General features: G+C 73.3%; 18 protein-coding genes. 6 read left to right on the forward strand and 12 right to left on the reverse strand.

What is annotated here, in order from left to right:
- Window positions 1-3 precede the first annotated feature (3 nt).
- Window positions 4-915, reverse strand: coding sequence for a VOC family protein (locus BJ999_RS34100; protein ID WP_179837070.1), 912 nt, complete (start codon window positions 913-915; stop codon window positions 4-6).
- A gap of 189 nt (window positions 916-1,104) precedes the next feature.
- Here BJ999_RS34100 and BJ999_RS34105 point away from each other — a divergent pair, with 189 nt between their 5' ends.
- Window positions 1,105-1,941, forward strand: a complete 837-nt coding sequence (locus BJ999_RS34105) for an SDR family NAD(P)-dependent oxidoreductase (RefSeq protein WP_179837071.1) — start codon at window positions 1,105-1,107, stop codon at window positions 1,939-1,941.
- 76 nt (window positions 1,942-2,017) lie between these two features.
- On the opposite strand, the gene BJ999_RS34110 is transcribed toward BJ999_RS34105, so the two are convergent.
- Genes BJ999_RS34110 through BJ999_RS34125 form a run of 4 tightly spaced genes read right to left on the reverse strand, consistent with a single transcriptional unit; the run spans window position 2,018 to window position 6,823 of the window.
- Entirely contained in the window at window positions 2,018-3,202 is a 1,185-nt protein-coding gene (locus BJ999_RS34110; protein WP_179837072.1) for an acyl-CoA dehydrogenase family protein, read from the reverse strand.
- Window positions 3,203-3,225: 23 nt separating this feature from the next.
- Entirely contained in the window at window positions 3,226-4,251 is a 1,026-nt protein-coding gene (locus tag BJ999_RS34115; protein ID WP_179837073.1) for a ferredoxin--NADP reductase, read from the reverse strand.
- Window positions 4,248-5,957 carry an FAD-binding protein gene (locus tag BJ999_RS34120; protein ID WP_229809957.1) on the reverse strand — a complete coding sequence of 570 codons (1,710 nt, stop codon included), beginning with the start codon at window positions 5,955-5,957 and terminating at the stop codon, window positions 4,248-4,250. The genes BJ999_RS34115 and BJ999_RS34120 overlap by 4 nt, the downstream gene beginning before the upstream one ends.
- Window positions 5,954-6,823 carry an alpha/beta fold hydrolase gene (locus BJ999_RS34125; RefSeq protein WP_179837074.1) on the reverse strand — a complete coding sequence of 290 codons (870 nt, stop codon included), beginning with the start codon at window positions 6,821-6,823 and terminating at the stop codon, window positions 5,954-5,956. Before BJ999_RS34125 ends, BJ999_RS34120 begins: the two co-directional genes overlap by 4 nt.
- Before the next feature lie 284 nt (window positions 6,824-7,107).
- Between BJ999_RS34125 and BJ999_RS34130 the strand changes: the two genes are divergently transcribed.
- Window positions 7,108-7,698, forward strand: coding sequence for a flavin reductase family protein (locus BJ999_RS34130; RefSeq protein WP_179837075.1), 591 nt, complete (start codon window positions 7,108-7,110; stop codon window positions 7,696-7,698).
- Between the two features lie 19 nt (window positions 7,699-7,717).
- Here the strand turns inward: BJ999_RS34130 and BJ999_RS34135 are convergent, their stop codons facing one another.
- Window positions 7,718-8,698, reverse strand: a complete 981-nt coding sequence (locus BJ999_RS34135) for an IclR family transcriptional regulator (RefSeq protein ID WP_229809958.1) — start codon at window positions 8,696-8,698, stop codon at window positions 7,718-7,720.
- Between the two features lie 179 nt (window positions 8,699-8,877).
- Here BJ999_RS34135 and BJ999_RS34140 point away from each other — a divergent pair, with 179 nt between their 5' ends.
- Together BJ999_RS34140 and BJ999_RS34145 are read left to right on the forward strand one after the other, a co-directional pair.
- Window positions 8,878-9,750, forward strand: a complete 873-nt coding sequence (locus BJ999_RS34140; protein ID WP_179837076.1) for a TIGR03619 family F420-dependent LLM class oxidoreductase — start codon at window positions 8,878-8,880, stop codon at window positions 9,748-9,750.
- Window positions 9,747-10,241, forward strand: coding sequence for a nuclear transport factor 2 family protein (locus BJ999_RS34145; protein ID WP_179837077.1), 495 nt, complete (start codon window positions 9,747-9,749; stop codon window positions 10,239-10,241). Before BJ999_RS34140 ends, BJ999_RS34145 begins: the two co-directional genes overlap by 4 nt.
- Before the next feature lie 15 nt (window positions 10,242-10,256).
- Here the strand turns inward: BJ999_RS34145 and BJ999_RS34150 are convergent, their stop codons facing one another.
- Both BJ999_RS34150 and BJ999_RS34155 read right to left on the reverse strand, forming a co-directional pair.
- Window positions 10,257-11,057 carry a maleylpyruvate isomerase family mycothiol-dependent enzyme gene (locus BJ999_RS34150; protein WP_179837078.1) on the reverse strand — a complete coding sequence of 267 codons (801 nt, stop codon included), beginning with the start codon at window positions 11,055-11,057 and terminating at the stop codon, window positions 10,257-10,259.
- 80 nt (window positions 11,058-11,137) lie between these two features.
- Window positions 11,138-12,061 (reverse strand): SGNH/GDSL hydrolase family protein, encoded by a 924-nt coding sequence (locus BJ999_RS34155; RefSeq protein WP_179837079.1) that lies wholly within the window; start codon window positions 12,059-12,061, stop codon window positions 11,138-11,140.
- Window positions 12,062-12,159: 98 nt separating this feature from the next.
- Here BJ999_RS34155 and BJ999_RS43815 point away from each other — a divergent pair, with 98 nt between their 5' ends.
- Entirely contained in the window at window positions 12,160-13,356 is a 1,197-nt protein-coding gene (locus tag BJ999_RS43815) for a PucR family transcriptional regulator (protein WP_218935368.1), read from the forward strand.
- Window positions 13,357-13,398: 42 nt separating this feature from the next.
- On the opposite strand, the gene BJ999_RS34165 is transcribed toward BJ999_RS43815, so the two are convergent.
- From BJ999_RS34165 to BJ999_RS34175, 3 genes are all read right to left on the reverse strand, one after another.
- Window positions 13,399-13,584: a hypothetical protein gene (locus BJ999_RS34165; RefSeq protein WP_179837080.1), complete on the reverse strand. Its 186-nt coding sequence runs from the start codon at window positions 13,582-13,584 to the stop codon at window positions 13,399-13,401.
- A gap of 83 nt (window positions 13,585-13,667) precedes the next feature.
- Window positions 13,668-14,531 carry an acetate uptake transporter family protein gene (locus tag BJ999_RS34170; RefSeq protein WP_179837081.1) on the reverse strand — a complete coding sequence of 288 codons (864 nt, stop codon included), beginning with the start codon at window positions 14,529-14,531 and terminating at the stop codon, window positions 13,668-13,670.
- Between the two features lie 240 nt (window positions 14,532-14,771).
- Window positions 14,772-15,185: an STAS domain-containing protein gene (locus tag BJ999_RS34175; RefSeq protein ID WP_179837082.1), complete on the reverse strand. Its 414-nt coding sequence runs from the start codon at window positions 15,183-15,185 to the stop codon at window positions 14,772-14,774.
- Window positions 15,186-15,308: 123 nt separating this feature from the next.
- Between BJ999_RS34175 and BJ999_RS34180 the strand changes: the two genes are divergently transcribed.
- Window positions 15,309-15,554 (forward strand): DUF2630 family protein, encoded by a 246-nt coding sequence (locus BJ999_RS34180; RefSeq protein WP_179837083.1) that lies wholly within the window; start codon window positions 15,309-15,311, stop codon window positions 15,552-15,554.
- Between the two features lie 15 nt (window positions 15,555-15,569).
- On the opposite strand, the gene BJ999_RS34185 is transcribed toward BJ999_RS34180, so the two are convergent.
- Entirely contained in the window at window positions 15,570-17,225 is a 1,656-nt protein-coding gene (locus BJ999_RS34185; RefSeq protein ID WP_179837084.1) for an L-lactate permease, read from the reverse strand.
- Window positions 17,226-17,246: the final 21 nt, after the last annotated feature.

Here is a 17,246-nt window from a genome sequence, read left to right on the forward strand (position 1 = left end):
GCGTCAGCCCTTCTGCTGCGGGACGAAGGCCGCCAGCGGCTCGGACCCGGACCAGTCGTGGCCCCAGTAGCTGTCCTTGGTGATCTCCTCGGCGGTGTAGTACGCCTCGTCCACGAGCATGCCCTCGCAGCCGTACTCCACGTCCCAGCCCCCGGGGGCGCGCACGTAGAACGACACCATCTTGTCGTTGGTGTGGCGGCCGAGCGTGGAGGAGATCGAGAAGCCCCTCTTCGTGATGGAGTCGAGCGCGATGCCGACCGCGTCGAGCGTGTCGACCTCCACCATGAGGTGGACGAGGCCCGGGTCGCCGTCGAACGGCGCCGGGCAGATCGCGAGGCTGTGGTGGCGCTGGTTGACGCCCATGAACCTGACCTTCGCGGCGCCGCCGCCGACCTTCATCGCGCCGCGCGGCAGGAACCCGAGAACCTCGGCGTAGAACGCGACGGTCTCGGTGAACCTGGGGGTGGGCAGCACGACGTGGCCCATGCCCATGGGGCCGGTGACGAACTTCTGCGCGAAACCGGTGCGCAGGGGGCCGTGGTCGAGAAGCGGGCCCCAGAACACCTCGACGGGGGTACCGCCCGGATCGGTGAACGCGACGGCCTCCTCCGCGTCGCGCTCCGCCGCCTCCTTGGACGTCAGCTTCGTCACGGCCGTCCCGGACTTCTCCACGGCCTCGCGGACGGCGGCGAGCGCGTACTGGTCGCGGACCTCCCAGCCGACGGCCAGCACCCGGTCGGTGTCGCCGGGCAGCACCTGGAGGCGCGACCGGCGCTCGTCCATGCGCAGGTAGAGGCCGTCCGGGTCCGGTCCGCTCCCCTCGGCGAACCCGAGCCCGTCCAGGGCGAACTCGCGCCAGCGGTCGATGTGCCGGGTCTGGACCTTCAGATATCCCAGCCCTCGGATCTGCGTCACTGTCCTCGGTCCCTTCTGGATAGCGGCCCGCGCGGCGGCCGTCCAGGCTCAACCTGCCAAATCCGGGGGCGGGCCGCCGCGCCCTTCCCGCTGAGTGAGAGTCTTCCTGCGGCGGGCGGACGGCGGCGGCTCTGATCGGGGCGGCCGCCCTCACCCGAGCGGCGGCTCCCAACCAAAGGGGGAGGTCTCATGACGGCGGACAGGCCGGTCGCGATGGTGACCGGGGCGAGCCGGGGCATCGGACGGCGGACGGCGCTCGCGCTGGCCGCCGCCGGGTACGACGTCGCGTTCACCGCGCGCACGGTCGAAGAGGGCCGGGGCCGGATACCGCCGCGCCACGGGCGGGCGGAGCCGATCCCCGTCCCGGGAAGCCTGGAACGCACCAGGGCGGAGATCGAGGCGCTCGGCGCGCGGGCCCTGCCGGTGCGGATGGACCTGCTCGACAGGGCGAGCGTGACGGCCGCCGCCGGAACGGTGCTCGACGCGTGGGGGCGGGTGGACGTCCTGGTCAACAACGCGGTCGCGCACATCGCGGGCACCCACGAGCGGTTCCTCGACCTCGACCCGGAGGTGGCGGCGCGGACCGTCACCGGCAACTACCTGAACCAGATCGTCCTGCTGCAGGCCGTCCTGCCCGCGATGCTGGCACGGGGCGGCGGGACGATCGTCGACCTGTGCTCCGGGTCGGCGACCACCGACCCGCCCGGGCCGCCCGGCGAGGGCGGCTGGGGCGTGGCGTACTCGGCGTCCAAGGCGGCGTTCGGGCGCCTCGCCGGCGCGATCAACGCCGAGTACCGCGGCAGCGGCGTCCGCGCGTTCAACCTCGACCCCGGGTTCGTCGTCACCGAGGCGGGCGCGGCGCGCGGCGGCCTCGACGGCCTGAAGGACGAGGGCTTCGTGCCGACGCCGGAGGAGGCGCCGGCGGCGGCCGTCGTCTGGCTGGTCACCGACCCGGCCGCGGAGGAGTACCTGGGCCGGGTCGTCTGGACCCCCAAGCTCGTCGCGGACCTCGATCTGCTCGGCTAGGGGACCGTCGGCTGGGACGCGGCGTGCCGGGCGGTGGAGGCGCCCACGCTCCCGGCACGCCGCGAGTCGGCGGGGCTCAGATCATCGACCGCATCGGGCCCTGGGGCGGCTCGATGTCCAGGTCCGTCAGGGCGGTGACGTGGTAGACCGAGCCCGGGACGTGGATGGCGTGGGCGAGGCCCACGTGCGCGTCCCGCCAGAACCGCTGGATCGGGTTGTCGTTGCGCATCGCGTTGCCGCCGGACCGGACGACGATCTCGTTCATCGCCTGCACCGCCCGCCACGCCGCGCGGACCTGGGTGCGGCGGCCGGCGGCGCGCTCGGCGAACGTCGGCTCGTGCCCGGCGGCGACCATGTCGTACATGCGCGAGCAGTTGTCGAGCAGCGCCGTGCGGGACGCCTTGATCTCCTCGGCCGCCTCGCTGATCGCGTACAGCACGTACGGGTCGTCCTTGATCTTCGTGCCGGTGATCTGGACGCGGTTGCGCTGGTAGGCCAGGTGGTGGTGCAGCGCGCCCTCGGCGATGCCGATGACCGCGGAGGAGATGCCGAGCGGGAAGACGCAGGAGAACGGCATCAGGTAGGACGGGTTGGTCAGCCCCGCCTCGCGCGGCGCCGAACCGTCCACGACCTTGGTGTACTCCAGCGTCCGGTACGCCGGGACGAACGCGTCCTTGACGATGATGTCCTTGCTGCCGGTGCCCTTGAGCCCGGCGACGTCCCAGGAGTCCTCGACGATCCGGTAGTCGGAGCGGGGCAGGATCATGTGCAGCGACCGCGGCGGCTGCGCCATCTTGCCCTCGTCGTCGCCCAGCATCGCGCCGAGGAAGATCCAGTCGCAGTGGTCGGTGCCGGAGGAGAACTGCCAGCGGCCGTTGAAGACGTAGCCGCCGTCCACGGGCCGGGCGATGCCCATCGGCGCGTACGGGGAGGCGATCCAGGTGTCGGGGTCCTCGCCCCAGATCTCCTCGCGCACCTTCGGGTCGGCGTAGGCCAGCTCCCACGGGTGGACGCCGACGATGCCGGCGACCCAGCCGGTGGAGCCGTCCAGGGAGGCGATCCCCATCACCGTCTCGGCGAACTCGCGCGGGTGCACCTCCAGGCCGCCGTGCGCCTCCGGCTGCAGCAGCCGGATCGCGCCCGCGTCCTTCAGGATCTGCGCCGCCTTGTCGTCGAGCCTGCCGAGCGCCTCGTTGACCGGGCCGAGCTCGCGGATCTGCTCCGCCCTCTCCATGATCGTGTCAAGCACGCGGTTGGCCATCGCCTGTCTCCCGTATGTGTTCGTCAGCCGTCGTAAGTGATCTTCAGCCGGTCGGTGACCGGCCTCGCCTGACAGGCGAGGATGAGGCCGTCGGCGAGATCCTGCTCGTCGAGGACCGTGTTGGCGTCCAGGGTGACCTCGCCCTCCAGCGCCACGCAGGCGCAGGCCGAGCAGGAGCCCTCCCGGCAGGAGAACGGGGCGTCGACCCCGGCGCGCAGCAGCGCGTCGAGGAGCCGCTCGGATCCGCGCCACGGAACCGTGCGGGTCTCGCCGTCCATCTCGACCTCGATCTCGCCCGCGTCGCCGTCCTCCGCCTCCGCCTGCTCCGGCGCGTCCTCGGGCCCCTCGAACGGGTCGCCCTCCAGCGAGAAGAACCGCTCGGCGTGCACCCGCGCGCCGAGGCCGGTGAGCGTCTCGGAGACCAGGTCCATGAAGATCTCGGGCCCGCACACGTAGGCGGGGCGGCCCGCGTAGGGGCCCGCCAGGGAAAGGACGGCGGCGGCCGTCGGCAGGCCCTGCACCGACTCCAGCAGGTGGACGACGGTGAGCCGGTCCGGGTGGCGCTCGGTCAGCTCCCTGAGCTCGTCGGCGAAGATGACCGACCGCTCGTCCCGGTTGGCGTACAGCAGCGCCACCTTCGCGGAGCCGCCCGCCAGGCACGACTTGAGGATCGACATGACCGGGGTGATGCCGCTGCCGCCCGCGACGAGCAGCAGGTCCTCCTCCAGCGAGGGCGGCGTGAACGTGCCCGCCGGGCGCAGCACCTCCAGGACGTCGCCCGCCGTGACGTTGTCGCAGATCCAGTTGGACCCGAGACCGCCCGCGACCCGCTTGACCGTCACCTTCGGCCGGTCGTCGGTGAGCGGCGAGCTGCACAGCGAGTAGCAGCGCGCGGCCCAGCCGCCCTCCGCCGGCACCCGGACGGTGAGGAACTGCCCGGGCCGGTAGGCGAACCGCTCCCGGTCGCCCTCGACGGGTTCGAGGACGAGCGAGTGCGCGTCGGCCGTCTCCCGGACGACCTCCACCACCCGCGCCTTCAGAGCCGTCATGAGCGTCCCGCGGCCTTCCCTGCCGACCCGGCCGAGGCGGCGGCGTGCCGGGCGGCGATGTAGCCGAAGACGATGGCCGGGCCGATCGTGGCGCCCGGGCCCGCGTACTCGTTGCCCATCACCGACGCCGAGGAGTTGCCCGTCACGTACAGGCCCTCGATGGCCGTCCCGTCCCCGCGCAGGACGCGGGCGTGCTCGTCGGAGACGAGACCGCCCTTGGTGCCGAGGTCGCCGACCTCCATCCGGAACGCGTGGTACGGCCCGCCCTCGATCACGTCCAGGTTCGGGTTCTCCAGGTTCGGGTCGCCGTAGTAGCGGTCGTAGGCGGAGTCGCCGCGGCCGAACTCGGGGTCCCTGCCCTCGCGCGCGTACCGGTTGAACGTCTCGACGGTCTCGCCCAGCGCGTCCGCCGGGACGCCGATCTTGACGGCCAGCTCGGCGAGCGTGTCCGCCTTGAACGCGATGCCCGCCTCGTAGAACGCCTTCGGGATCGGCGCGCCGGGCAGGATCTGCGCGAACGGGTAGCGGGCCCGGGCCTTGGCGTCCATCACGAACCAGCAGGGGACGTGCCCGCCCTCGAGCTGGTCGTGGACGAAGTTGACGTACGGGGCGGACTCGTTGGTGAACCGCTTGCCGTCCTGCCCCACGATCACCGACCGCGGGATGCACCGCTCCGACAGCAGCGGGATCGTCGCCCCCGCCGGGTGGCGGACGGCCGGCATCCACCAGGCGTCGTCCATCAGGTCCAGGGCCGCGCCGACGCTCTCACCGGCGCGGATGCCGTCGCCGGTGTTCTCGCGGGCGCCCATCGCGAAGTCCTCCTGGCCGCCCTTCGGCAGGTAGGTGTCGCGCATCTCCTGGTTGTGGTCGAAGCCGCCCGTCGCGAGCAGGACGCCCCGGCGCCCGCGGATGCGCAGCGGCGCACCGTCGCGCGTGACGACGACGCCGGTGACACGGCCGTCCTCGACGACGAGCTCGGTCATCGCGGTCTTCAGCCAGAGCGGGACCCCGGCGTCCTTCAGCGCCATCCGCAGCCGCGCGGCGAGGGCCCGGCCGCCGGTCGCCATGTGGCGGCGGCGGACCATGTTGGACGACACGCGCCACGCCGCGACCAGCGACGCGCGCCGGCCCGTCCAGGTGCGCTTGGCCATCGCGAGGTCGTGGTAGTCCTTCGCGGTGATCCACAGGCCGAGCGGGCCCTTCATGCTGTTCGGCCGCTGGTACCGCTCGTCCTCGCCGAGCTTGCGGGTGTCGAACGGCTTGGCCTCGATGGACCGGCCGAGCGCGCGCCCGCCCTCGTACTCGGGGTGGTAGTCGGCGTAGCCCTTCGTCCAGAAGAACCGCATCCACCTGCTCTGGCAGAGCAGTTCCATGGCGGCGGGCCCGTTGTCGACGAACGCGTCCAGCCGCGCCGCCGGGACGCGCCCCTCGGTGAGCCGGTCCAGGTACCGGCGGACCGACTCGCGGCTGTCGTCGTGGCCGCGCGCCTTCAGCGTCGGGTTGTTCGGGATCCAGATCCCGCCGCCGGAGATCGCGGTGGAGCCGCCGAACTTCTTGCCCTTCTCCACGATCAGCGCGGAGAGCCCGGCGTCGTGCGCGGTCAGCGCCGCGGCCATCCCGCCGCCGCCGCTGCCGACGATGACGAGGTCGTACTCGTGGTCCCAGTCGCTCGCGTGCTCACCGTCACTCACCGCTCGGTCGCTCACCGCTCGTCCTTCCGGGTCAGGAACGCCAGCACGGCGCTCTCCCAGGCGGACTTCTGCTCGATCATCACCCAGTGCCCGCAGTTAGGGAAGATGTTCACCTGGACGTCCGGGATGGTCCGCATCGGCACGAGCACCATGTCGACGGGGCTGACCCGGTCGTCCCGGCCCCAGGTGATCAGAGTCTCGGCCTTGAGCCTGTGGAGCATCGCCCAGTACGGCGGCTCGTCGGAGGCCGCCATCGCCTTCGCGCGGGCCGCCATCGCCTTCGAGCCGTACATGCGGCGCGCGCTCGCGAGGGTGTCCGGGTCGGTCGCCTGCCGCCAGCGCTCCTCGATCATCTCCTCGGTGACGATCCGCGGGTCGTACACCATCGAGTTCAGCCACCGGACGAGGCCCTCGCGGGTCGGGTCGTCGGTGAACTCCGCCAGCAGCCTGATCCCCTCACCGGGCGCGGGACTGAAGACGTTGCGGCCGATCCCGCCGATGGTCACCAGCCGCCGGACGCGCTCGGGGTGCCGGAGCGCCACCTGCGTCGCGACGATTCCGCCCATGGAGTTGCCGATCACGTCGACCTGGTCGAGGCCGAGGCCGTCCAGGAACCGGACCACGGCGCCGCCGGCGGCCATCATCGGGTGCTCGTCGGTCGGGTCGCTGACCCCGAAGCCGGGGAACTCCAGGACCAGGCAGCGGAAGTGCTCGGCGAACCGGGCGAGGTTGCCGCGGTAGTTGCGCCAGCCGGTGACGCCGGGACCGGAGCCGTGCAGCAGCAGCAGCGGCGGGCCCTCACCGGCCTCGTGGTAGCGCAGGACGCCCTGGTCGGTGGCGAGCTCGCGCAACGTCGACTCGTAGGTCAGCTCCGCAGGCATGATCTCCCAGTCCTTCGACGGTGGCTTGTCCGGAACGTAATCGGCGGGACGGCGGGGTCAGGCGGTGGATCCCGATCAGCGGGACGCGGGTCTCAGGGCGGCTCGGCGGGCCCGTCCCGGCACCCGCTTCCACTCATCGGGATCGGGGCGCGTGGCCCCGGCGGGCCGTGCCTACCTTCGGGCTCACCGGCCGCCCCTTGACCGGTGCCGGGTGAGTACCTGTTAGTGGAAATACCGCATAGTGGATCCGAACGCCCGCCCGCTCGCAGCCCCGAGGTGAACACATGCCAGCCGAGCCAGCGCTCACGCCCCTGCACGACGCCGACGCGGCCGCGCCGGAGCCGGCGGACTTCCGCCTGGCCATGGCGGAGTTCGCGACCGGCGTCACCGTCGTCACCGCCCTCGACGGCGGCGAGCCGGTCGGCTTTGCCTGCCAGTCGTTCGCGTCGGTGTCGCTGGACCCGCCGCTGATCCTGTTCTGCGCGGACAAGCGCGGCCGGTCGTGGCCCCGGATCCGCTCGGCGGGGCGGTTCTGCGTGAACGTCCTCGGAGAGGAGCAGCGCGACCTGTGCGAGCGCTTCGGGTCGAGCCGGGGCACCAAGTTCGAGGGCCTGGAGTGGGAGGAGTCGCGCTGGGGCGCCCCCGCCCTGCCGGACGTCCTGCTCGCCGTCCACTGCGTCGTGCACGACGTGCACGAGGCCGGCGACCACGAGGTGGTGATCGGGCGGGTCCTGGCGGTGGACCGGCACGAGGTGGTGAACGGCACGTGGCGGCACCCGATGGTGTTCTTCCGCAGCCGGTTCGGCGTCGGGGAGCCCGACGCGCCGATCGCCCCCGACCCGTGGGGCATCGGCGACCGGTGGGGCTGGGGTTGACGTCACCTCCGGCCGCCCGTCACATCCAGTCGCCGCGCCCGTCGACCGCGAGCAGCCGGTTCATCGTCTCCGGCGACCAGCTGGTCTCCTCGCCCGTCCGCACGGCGCGCCGGGTGCGCCCGCCGGGGCGGCCCGCGCGGGCGCCGGGGGCCGAGCCGGGGAACAGGATCTGCGACGCCTCCCGGGCGGCGGTGACCACCAGCGGCGCGACGTTCTCCAGCGGTGCGCGGATGTCGCCGACCAGGGAGATCCCGGCGACCGGCACCTCCGCGCCGCGGATCGCCGCGGCGACGCAGGCGATGCCGGGGTAGGACTCGCCGCGCTCGAACGCCAGGCCGCGGCGCTGCCGGATGCGGTGCAGCTCCTGGTGGAGCGTGCCGAGCTCGCCGATCGTGCGGCTGGTGAAGCGGCTGATGCCCGAGCCGAGCAGCGCGTCCACCTGCTCGGGCTCCAGCCAGGCCAGCATCGCCTTGCCGAGGGCGGTGCAGTGCGCCGGTGCGCGGCCGCCGACCCGCGACGGGACGGAGGTCGCGAGCCGCCCGCCGAGCTTGTCCAGGTAGAAGACCTCGGCGCCGTCCAGGACGGCCAGGTGCGCGACGAGCCCGGTGGTGACCTGCAGCTCGTGCAGCAGCGGCGCGGCGGCCTCGCGGATCTTGCCGTGCCCGCCGTCCTGCCCGCCGAGGCCGAGGGCGCGCTGGCCGAGCCCGTAGCCGAACGAGTGGTGCGCGAGCCAGCGCTGCCGGACGAGCTGGTCCAGGATCCGGTGCGCGGTGGAGCGCGGCAGCCGGGTGCGGCGGGCGACGTCCTCCAGGGTCAGCCGGGCGGTCGGGCCGTTGAACGCGTCGAGGATCAGCGTCATCCGCTCGATCATCGACGGCGGCGACTCCCGGCGCGCGTCCGCCGACTGCAGGCTCTCCGACTGCATGGCCGCCGCCGACATGACCCCCCGCCGCGTCATGACCTCCGGCGTCGCTGCCTCCGGCATCGTGGCCTCGGTCATCGCACCTCCCAGAACATGACTGAAATGAATTCTTGTTACCTCGAATGTAGCAACCGCTTGCTCTCAGCGGAAGAGGGGGAGTAAGGGCAGGTCAGCCGGAGGCTACGACATCGGGACCGCGGCCCAGGTCGGACCGGACGCCGTGATAGAACGTTTTTCTGCCAACGAGGGGAGCAGCGATGCGCGTCGGGATCGTCACGCCGGTGGTGGCGCAGCCGCCCGGCCATGCCGCCTGGGAGCGCGACGCGGGCATCGAGGAGATCGCCCTGATCGCCGGGACCGCAGACCGGCTCGGCTACCACCACGTGACGTGCAGCGAGCACGTCGCCGTCCCGGCCGGGGCGGCCGAGCAGCGCGGCGGCGTCTACTGGGACCCGCTCGCGACCTTCGGCCACCTCGCCGCCCGCACGTCCCGGATCCGGCTCGCCACGCAGGTGCTCGTGCTCGGCTACCACCACCCGCTCGCCATCGCCAAGCGCTACGGCACGCTCGACCGGGTCAGCGGCGGGCGGCTCACGCTCGGCCTCGGCGTCGGCAGCCTGGAGGAGGAGTTCGGCCTGCTCGGAGCACCGTTCGCCGGCCGCGGCGCCCGCGCCGACGACGCACTGGCCGCGCTCCGCGCGTCCCTGTCGCGGCGCACGCCCGAGTACCGCGGCGAGCACTACGCCTACTCCGGTCTGGTCGTGGAGCCGCACGCCGTCCAGGACCGCGTCCCGCTGTGGATCGGCGGCCGCTCGGGCCGCTCGCTGCGCCGCGCGCTGGACGCCGACGGCTGGGTCCCGTTCGGCCTGCCGCTGCGCACGCTCGCGGAGATGCTCGCGGACGCCGACGTGCCGCCCGGCTTCGACGTGGTCCTCGCACCGTCGCGCCCGCTGGACCCGATCGGCGCACCGGAGGCGTCCGGGACGGCGCTCGCCCGGCTGCGCGAGGCGGGCGCCACGATCGCCGGCGTCCGGATGGAGTCGGATTCGGCACCGCACTACTGCGAGCAGCTCGCCGCCCTGCGCGGGCTGGCCGCCGACTACGGCCTGGCCTTCGGGGAGGAGGCGTGAGCGTCGAGGCCCGCCTGGCCGCCCTCGAAGAGCGGCTGCGTGCCCTGGAGGACGAGCGGGAGATCACCCGGCTGATCCTCTCCTACGGCCCGCTGGTCGACGCCGGCTGCGCGGCCGAGGTCGCCGGGCTCTGGGAGCCGGACGGCGTCTACGACGTGGACGAGCTGATGATGACCGGGCACCCGGAGATCGAGGCGATGGTCCGCTCGGCGAACCACCAGCGGTGGATCTCCGGCGGCTGCGCGCACGTCGTCGGCCCGCCGCACGTCGCGGTCTCCGGCGACGAGGCCACCGCCGTCGGCTACACCCTCATGATCGTCAAGCGGCCGGACGGCTTCGTGCTGCGCCGTGCCACCGCCAACCACTGGCGGCTGCGCCGCACCCCGTCCGGCTGGCGCGCCGTGACCCGCACCAACCGCGTCCTCGACGGCCGCGAGGAGTCGCCCGACCTGCTCGCCTCCCACTTCCCGGACGCCGTCCGGCACCGCTGAGGGGGTCGCGGCGGCTCAGGGGGTGACGCCCATGGTGGCGAGGACCCCGCCGGCCAGCTCCCCGTCGCCCTCGGTGCGGACGGCGACGTCGCCCGCCGCGCAGCGGCCGGCGGCAAGCCGGACGTAGGTCTCCCAGTCCATGGCGATCCTCGCCGCCGGGGACGCCGGGACGTCCGACCACGTGCCGCGACCGTCGTCGCCGACGGTCACGGCGACCTCGAAGTCGGGCGGGCCGGAGATCGTGAGGGCGGCGCTCCGGCCGGGCTCGCCCTTCGCGGCGCGGGCCACGATGCGGGGCAGGGAGCGGCTCAGCAGCTCCCAGAAGCACTGCGCCGCCGGGCCGTCGAGGTTGCCGGGGCGGCCGACCGCGCGGCGGATGTCCTGCTCGTGGGTCCAGCAGTCCATGGCGCGGAACTTCATGAACCGCGTGTAGGGGCCCTCCCTGCCGTCCGGGCACATCAGGACGCGGTCGGGGTCCTCGCCGGCCACCTGCACCAGGCGGCGTTCGAGCGCGTCCGCCAGCTCCGCCACGACCTGCGGGCCGGGGACGGGCCGCCGCGCGTGCACCGCGATCTCGGTGTACCGGGCGAAGTCGTTGCGGAGGTGGTCGAACTCGGGCAGCTCGACGGGCGGGGCGGGGTCGCCGAGCAGGTCGCGCTCCACACCGGCGAGGTGGGAGAACTGGTCCTTGACCGTCCAGCCGGGGCACTCGGTCGGCCGGTCCCAGTCGTCGTCGCGCAACGTCTCGGCGAGCGCGAGCGTCGAGCGGATCGTCTGCTCGTACGCGGCGGTGTTGGCGCGCATCTGCTCGTTCATGTGAGCCCCTCCGGTCGGCGTCACGAAGCTTACGGCCCGTCCCGGCCGAGGGGCCTGGCCGGGACGGGTCATCAGCGGGCTCAGGCGCCGAGGACGCCGCCGAGGACGGCGGCGTAGGCGGCCTCGCCCTGCGCGTTCGGGTGGAGGGGGGCGGCGGCGTGGACGGGGACGTAGCCCTCGACCCAGCGCCTGGACGACGACTGGCAGGCGTCATGTCCCGCGCTGGGCGTGACCAGGTCGACGTAGGTCCCGCCGTGCGCGGTCGTCTGCTGACGGATCACGTCGTTCATGGCGTTCACGGAGCCCTGCAGGAAGTTGGCGTCCGTGGGGAGCACGGGTTGCACGGGCCAGCAGCCGTTCTGCTTGATGTAGAGGCCGTAGCCGGTGACGACGATCCGGGCCTTCGGGGAGCGGGCGCGGATGCCGTCCAGGACGGCGGACAGCTTCGGGCCGAAGTCGCGGGTGCGCTGGGCCACCTGCTCCTCGAACTCGCCCTTGCACGGGGTGGCGGTGGGGTCGAGGGTGGCGCAGTCCTGGGCGATGCCGACGAGGCCGACGTCGTTGCCGCCGATGGTGAGGGTCACCAGCGCGGTGGACGCGGTGAGCGCGTCGAGCTGCGGCGGGACGGTCCCCGTGTCGACACCGCCGACGCTGGTGCTCTGCGACTGGGTCATGTGGGTGGTCTTGGCGCCGCTGCAGGTGACGTCCCGGAGCGCGGCGCCGAGCCGGGACGCCAGCTCGTGCGCGTAGTTGTGGGTGGAGCGCCCGCAGCCGATCGGGCCGGTGATGTCCGGGATGAGCGGGCCGGACGCCATCGAGTCGCCGAGCGCGACGTACTCCTGCGCGGCCGCCGCCGCGGGCACCGCCGTCCCGCCGAGGGCCGCCCCCGCCAGGACGATCGCGCCGACGGCGCCCCTGACGACCCGGCCCCTGCCGCGCCGGCGTGCGGCGACTCGCGTGACGACCCGGCCGGTGGACGGGCGGCCGTTGAACAGACGCTTCATGAGCTGACTCCCGGCGTCATGGACGATGTCGCCGTGATCGTCCAGAATCTGGACACGCCGTTCAATTGGCGTGGGGACAGACTCTTCCGGGAGCCGTTGTGACGCGGGACAAGACGCCGGCGCTGCGGGTGGCGGGCCGGCCGATGGCGGCCCATCTGCGGGTCCGCGCGCCGCTGCTGACCCGCCGGGTCGTGGCGCGGCTGCTCGCCGAGCTGCCCGTCTACGCCGAACTGCCGCAGGAGGAGGTCGCCGGGGACATCGCCGGGATCGTCCAGCACAGCCTGCGGCAGTTCGCGGACGTCCTGGAGCGGCGCCGGCCGGCCCGCGCGGCCGACTTCGCCCGGCAGCGCGACTCGGCGGCGCTACGGGCCGAGGAGGGCGTGCCGCTGGACGCGATCCTCGCCGCCTACCAGATCGGGGCGGCCATGGCCTGGGAGGAGCTGACCACCGGGGCCGAGCCCGCCGACCTGCCCGCCTTCCAGGAGGCGCTCGGCTACTTCCTCGACTTCCAGCGGCTGCTGACCTCGGCCGTCAGCGCCGCCTACCTGGAGGTGCGGCAGATCCTCGACAGCCAGGAGCACGGCGGCCGGCACGCCCTGATGACCGCGCTGCTGGCAGGGGACACCGCGGGGCACCGCCCGGCGCCCCGGTACGCCGTCCTGGCGCTGGCGTTCGGCCCGCATCCGGACGAGGCCGGCTCGGGCCAGCGGGCCCGGATCGCCGCCCGCCGCAAGATCCGCCGCGTCCGGACCGCCCTGGACGCCGTCGCCGACGAGCCCGCCCTCACCGCCCTGGACGCATCGGGAGGGACGGCTCTACTGCCCTTCTCCTCCGGCTGGGAGGCCCTGCACGACCTGGTCGCGGGCGCGGCGAAGGCGGCCGACATCGAGGTGACGGCCGCCGCGGAGATCATCGGCCCGGCGGGCGTGCCGGGCGCCGTCGCCCAGACCGCCGAGATCATGGATCTGGTGCGCCGGGCGGGCCGCCCGCCCGGCCTGTACCGGCTCGCCGACGTCCTGCTGGACTACCAGCTGAGCCGCCCGAGCGGCGCGCTCGCCGCGCTCGCCGCCCTGCTGGCGCCGCTCGACCGCAGGCCGGATCTGCTGAGCACCCTGGAGCGCTACCTGGCGTTCGACCTGGACCGCCGCGCGACCGGTGCGGCCCTGCACGTCCACCCGAACACGGTCGCCTATCGCATCCGCCGCATCAGCGCCCTCACCGGACTGGACCCGGGCCGCCCCGGCGACCTCCAGCTGCTGAACGCCGCCCTGGTGGCCCGCCGCTCCCTGCACTGATCCCATCCGGCCGGATCCCCGGGAGACCGGGGACGGGCGGGGTCAGGCGTGTTCGGTGCGGAGGTGGTGCTTGAGCGTGGCCAGTTCGAGGTGCGGCGCGTGGCAGTGGTCGCAGGCCCAGACTCCGCTGGGAATGGAGACGCCGCGCGCCGTCGCGTCCTCGCGCGCGCACAGCAGGTTGTAGGACTGGACGAGGCGTCGCCACGTCCGCCGGACCGCCGATGACATTCCCGCTCCCCCTCCGAGCCCGGTTTCCAACCTTCTTGGGCTCAGCATAGGGTAACGGGAATGTCAAGGCGAAACGCCGGACATCACTGCCCGATCTTCACACCCGGCTCACCGTACCGGTACTCCAGGGGCCGGACTCCCCGGCCGCCGGGCATGTTGGCGCCCCGGCGGATCATGCCCGTGGGCAGGATCGTCCGTCCGAAGCTGTTCACGAACATCATCGCGGCCGCCGCGTACAGGGCGACCACCGCCGCCGCGACGAACAGCCAGCCGCCGACGTCCAGCGGCCAGGTCGAGCCGGCCCAGAATCCGGCGGCCGTGAAGCCCGCGCCGACGGCCAGGCAGCCCCACACCAGGGCCGTCATCAGATTCTCACCGAGCGCGGCGAGCGCGCCCAGGCCGGTGATCACCGCGAGTGGAATGAACCAGAACGCGAAGCCCTGGAAGGAGGTACCGAGGACCGGCGCCAGCGCCACGGGCGCGGCGCCGATGCTCACCAGCAGGAACAGCAGGCCCCAGCCGATGAAGAACGCGCCCCACATGCCGTGCATCGCGGTGGCCACGCCGTCGCGCGCCCGGTAGCCCCACATGCCGGCCAGCAGCTGCGCGACGCCGCCGAAGGTCAGCACGAACGGCCACAGGATGAGCGGGGTGCCGGCGCCGCCGTACCAGCCGGCCTGCCACGCGCCCACCATCATGGCCGCCGCGGCGAGCCCGAACAGCCCGAGGATCGACGGCGCCGCGATGGGCTGCAGGAAGACGCGGGTGCGGTCCTCCCAGAGCGCGTGTTCGCCGGCCTGGTCCGCGCCCCGCGGGGGCGCCATCGCCGCGCCGTGCGCCGGCGCGGCCGCGCCGTGCGCCGGCGTCTCCATGCCCTCCGCGGGCATCGCCGATCCCGTGTGCTCGCCGGGCATCGGCGCGGATTGGTGCTCTCTACGCCTTGCCATGAGATCCCCCTCTGAATCGGAGAGCTGTAAGCCCCTCCTAACCGTGTTCAAGCAGGTCAAACGGCATATGACCGTTTCCTGAAGAGGTTCGCGTTTGCACCCGGCACCCTTTGCCAGGCGCTGACACGGGCATGGCGATCCGGTGGCCCGGCGGTCCGGGACGCGGGTCAGGTGGCTCGGCGATCGGGCGGCTCAGTGTTCCGACGGCTCAGTGTTCCGGCGGCCCGGTCCTCCGGCGGCTCAGCGGGGCGGCGGGCAGTGGATCTCAAGGCCGGGCGTGGTGTGCCAGCCGATCAGCGTGAACAGCCGCTCGATGTGCGGGGGGACCCCGTGCAGGACGAGGAGGCGGCCACGGTCGTGCAGGGCGCGGGCGGCCTCGCTGAAGGCGCGCAGACCCGCGACGTCCATGAACTCGACCCCCGACAGGTCGGCGTGCAGGTCACCGGACCCGCGTTCGTGGACGGCGCGCAGGGCGTGCGCGACCGCGGCGGTGTTGGAGACGTCGACCTCCCCGGCGAGCAGCACCCGGGACACGCCCGACGCGGCCGTGATGCGCAGCAGCGCGGAGTCGTGCTCGACGATGTCGTAGCGGGCAGCCTCCCGCGCACCGGGGTCGGGGGCGCCCTCGCCGCCGGTGATCCGCCAGACCGTCATCTGCTCCTCACCCTCAACGGGGGCGCCGCCGCTACCGTGCGCGGCCCCGTATATGCAAGGCTCTCACCTGTCGGGACCTTCTGGACCCCACCAGAGCGGAAAACCACGATCGGAAGCCATTTCATGGACGAGAAGGCGATCCTGGAACGTATCAACGATTTCATCGAGGAGGAACACGCCCTCCGGCAGGCGCACGAGCGGGCCGAGACCTCCAACGCCGAGGCCCAGGCGCGGCTGCGGGACCTGGAAGTGGCCCTCGACCAGTGCTGGGATCTGCTGCGGCAGCGGCGGGCCCGCCTCGCGGCGGGACAGAACCCCGACGACGCCCAGGTCCGTCCCGCCGGCGAAGTGGAAGGCTACCGGCAGTAGCGCCTCACGGGCCCGTCACGGGACCATCCAGCCGAGCACGGCGGTGGACTGCAGGCCGGAGAGCAGGCACATCCCGGCGAGGAACAGCAGGCTCCACAGCACGACGCGGCGGAAGATGTCGCCCTCGCGCCCGTCCAGGCCGACGGCCGCCGCGGCGATGGCGAGGTTCTGCGGCGACACCATCTTGCCGAGGACGCCGCCGGAGCTGTTGGTCGCCGCCATCAGGACCGTCGACAGGTCGGCCTTGTTCGCGGCGGTGACCTGCAGGGAGCCGAACAGCGAGTTGGACGAGGTGTCCGATCCGGTGACGGCGGTGCCGAGCCAGCCGAGGATCGGCGACAGCAGCGCGAACGCGCCGCCCGCACCGGCCATCCACGTCCCGAGCGTCACGGTCTGCCCGGAGGCGTTCATCACGAAGGCCAGCGCCAGGACGGCCATGACCGTGATGATCGCCCACCTGAGCTGAACGAGGGTCGTCCGGTAGGCGCCCAGGGCCCGGCGCAGGCCGACGCCGAGGGCGGCCATGGTGATCAGCCCGGCGACGAGCATCTGCGTGCCGGGCGTGGTCAGGTAGTTGAAGGTGAAGGTCGGCAGGGCCAGCGGCTTGCCGGACGGGCCCGTGAGGTGCAGGCCCGGCCAGGAGAACGTCCGGGTCGCCCTGTCCAGGAGATCCTTGACCGGCCCGATCTGGCAGACGACGAAGACCGCGATGATGATCGCGTAGGGCGCGTAGGCGCGGGCGACCTCGGCGCGGGAGTCCCCGTCCGGTCCCCCGTCCCGTCCTTCGACGCGGGCGGCGAACTCGGGGGTCGGCTCGTCCGCCGCACCGCCCGCGACCGGGGCCGGCCTCGCCGGCGCCGCCGACGGACGCAGCCGGACGGCGAGGACGACGGCCGCGGCCGAGACCAGCGAGGCCACGACGTCGGCGAGCGGCACCGAGATGAAGTTCGCCGTGACGTACTGGGCGACGCCGAACGCGGCGCCGCACAGCAGGGCGACGGGCCAGGTCTCGCGCAGGCCGCGCCGCCCGTCCACGATGACGACGAGGACGAGCGGGACGAACAGGGCGAGGATCGGGGTCTGCCGCCCCACCATGGCGCCGAGCGTGTCGCTGGACTCGCCGGTGACCTTGCCGAGCGTGAGGATCGGCGTCGCCATCGCGCCGAACGCGACGGGCGCGGTGTTGGCGGTGAGGGCCAGCACGGCGGCCTTGAGCGGCGGGAAGCCGAGCGCGATCAGCATGACGGAGGTGACCGCGACCGGCGTGCCGAACCCGGCCAGGGCCTCCAGCAGCGCGCCGAACGAGAAGGCGATCAGCACCGCCTGGAGCCTGTTGTCGTCGCTGACCTGCGCGAACGAGCGGCGCAGCACGTCGAAGTGGCCGGTGGCGACGGTGATGTTGTAGACCCAGAGGGCGTTGATGACGATCCACAGGATCGGGTAGAAGCCGAACGCGGCGCCTTCGGAGGCGGCGAGCAGCGCCTGGTCGGCGGGCATGCCGTACGTCCAGACGGCGACCGCCAGCGCGACGGCCAGCGCGATCAGGGACGCCGGCCACGCGCGCATGCGCACGCCGCCGAGCAGGACGAACAGCACGGCCAGCGGCAGCGCGGCGACCAGGGAGCTCCAGCCGAGCGAGTCGGCGACGGGATCGAGGACCTGCTGGTACACGGCGATCACCTCGCGGGGTAG

It is taken from the genome of Actinomadura citrea, from assembly GCF_013409045.1.
GTDB lineage: Bacteria > Actinomycetota > Actinomycetes > Streptosporangiales > Streptosporangiaceae > Spirillospora > Spirillospora citrea.

What these genes read in the sequence shown, in the direction of transcription:
- BJ999_RS34105 (WP_179837071.1), top strand. Translation starts at nt 1,105, where the DNA reads ATGACGGCGGACAGGCCGGTCGCGATGGTGACCGGGGCGAGCCGGGGC.
- BJ999_RS34110 (WP_179837072.1), bottom strand. Translation starts at nt 3,202, where the DNA reads ATGGCCAACCGCGTGCTTGACACGATCATGGAGAGGGCGGAGCAGATC.
- BJ999_RS34115 (WP_179837073.1), bottom strand. Translation starts at nt 4,251, where the DNA reads ATGACGGCTCTGAAGGCGCGGGTGGTGGAGGTCGTCCGGGAGACGGCC.
- BJ999_RS34125 (WP_179837074.1), bottom strand. Translation starts at nt 6,823, where the DNA reads ATGCCTGCGGAGCTGACCTACGAGTCGACGTTGCGCGAGCTCGCCACC.
- BJ999_RS34130 (WP_179837075.1), top strand. Translation starts at nt 7,108, where the DNA reads ATGCCAGCCGAGCCAGCGCTCACGCCCCTGCACGACGCCGACGCGGCC.
- BJ999_RS34135 (WP_229809958.1), bottom strand. Translation starts at nt 8,698, where the DNA reads ATGACCGAGGCCACGATGCCGGAGGCAGCGACGCCGGAGGTCATGACG.
- BJ999_RS34140 (WP_179837076.1), top strand. Translation starts at nt 8,878, where the DNA reads ATGCGCGTCGGGATCGTCACGCCGGTGGTGGCGCAGCCGCCCGGCCAT.
- BJ999_RS34150 (WP_179837078.1), bottom strand. Translation starts at nt 11,057, where the DNA reads ATGAACGAGCAGATGCGCGCCAACACCGCCGCGTACGAGCAGACGATC.
- BJ999_RS34155 (WP_179837079.1), bottom strand. Translation starts at nt 12,061, where the DNA reads ATGAAGCGTCTGTTCAACGGCCGCCCGTCCACCGGCCGGGTCGTCACG.
- BJ999_RS34165 (WP_179837080.1), bottom strand. Translation starts at nt 13,584, where the DNA reads ATGTCATCGGCGGTCCGGCGGACGTGGCGACGCCTCGTCCAGTCCTAC.
- BJ999_RS34170 (WP_179837081.1), bottom strand. Translation starts at nt 14,531, where the DNA reads ATGGCAAGGCGTAGAGAGCACCAATCCGCGCCGATGCCCGGCGAGCAC.
- BJ999_RS34175 (WP_179837082.1), bottom strand. Translation starts at nt 15,185, where the DNA reads ATGACGGTCTGGCGGATCACCGGCGGCGAGGGCGCCCCCGACCCCGGT.
- BJ999_RS34180 (WP_179837083.1), top strand. Translation starts at nt 15,309, where the DNA reads ATGGACGAGAAGGCGATCCTGGAACGTATCAACGATTTCATCGAGGAG.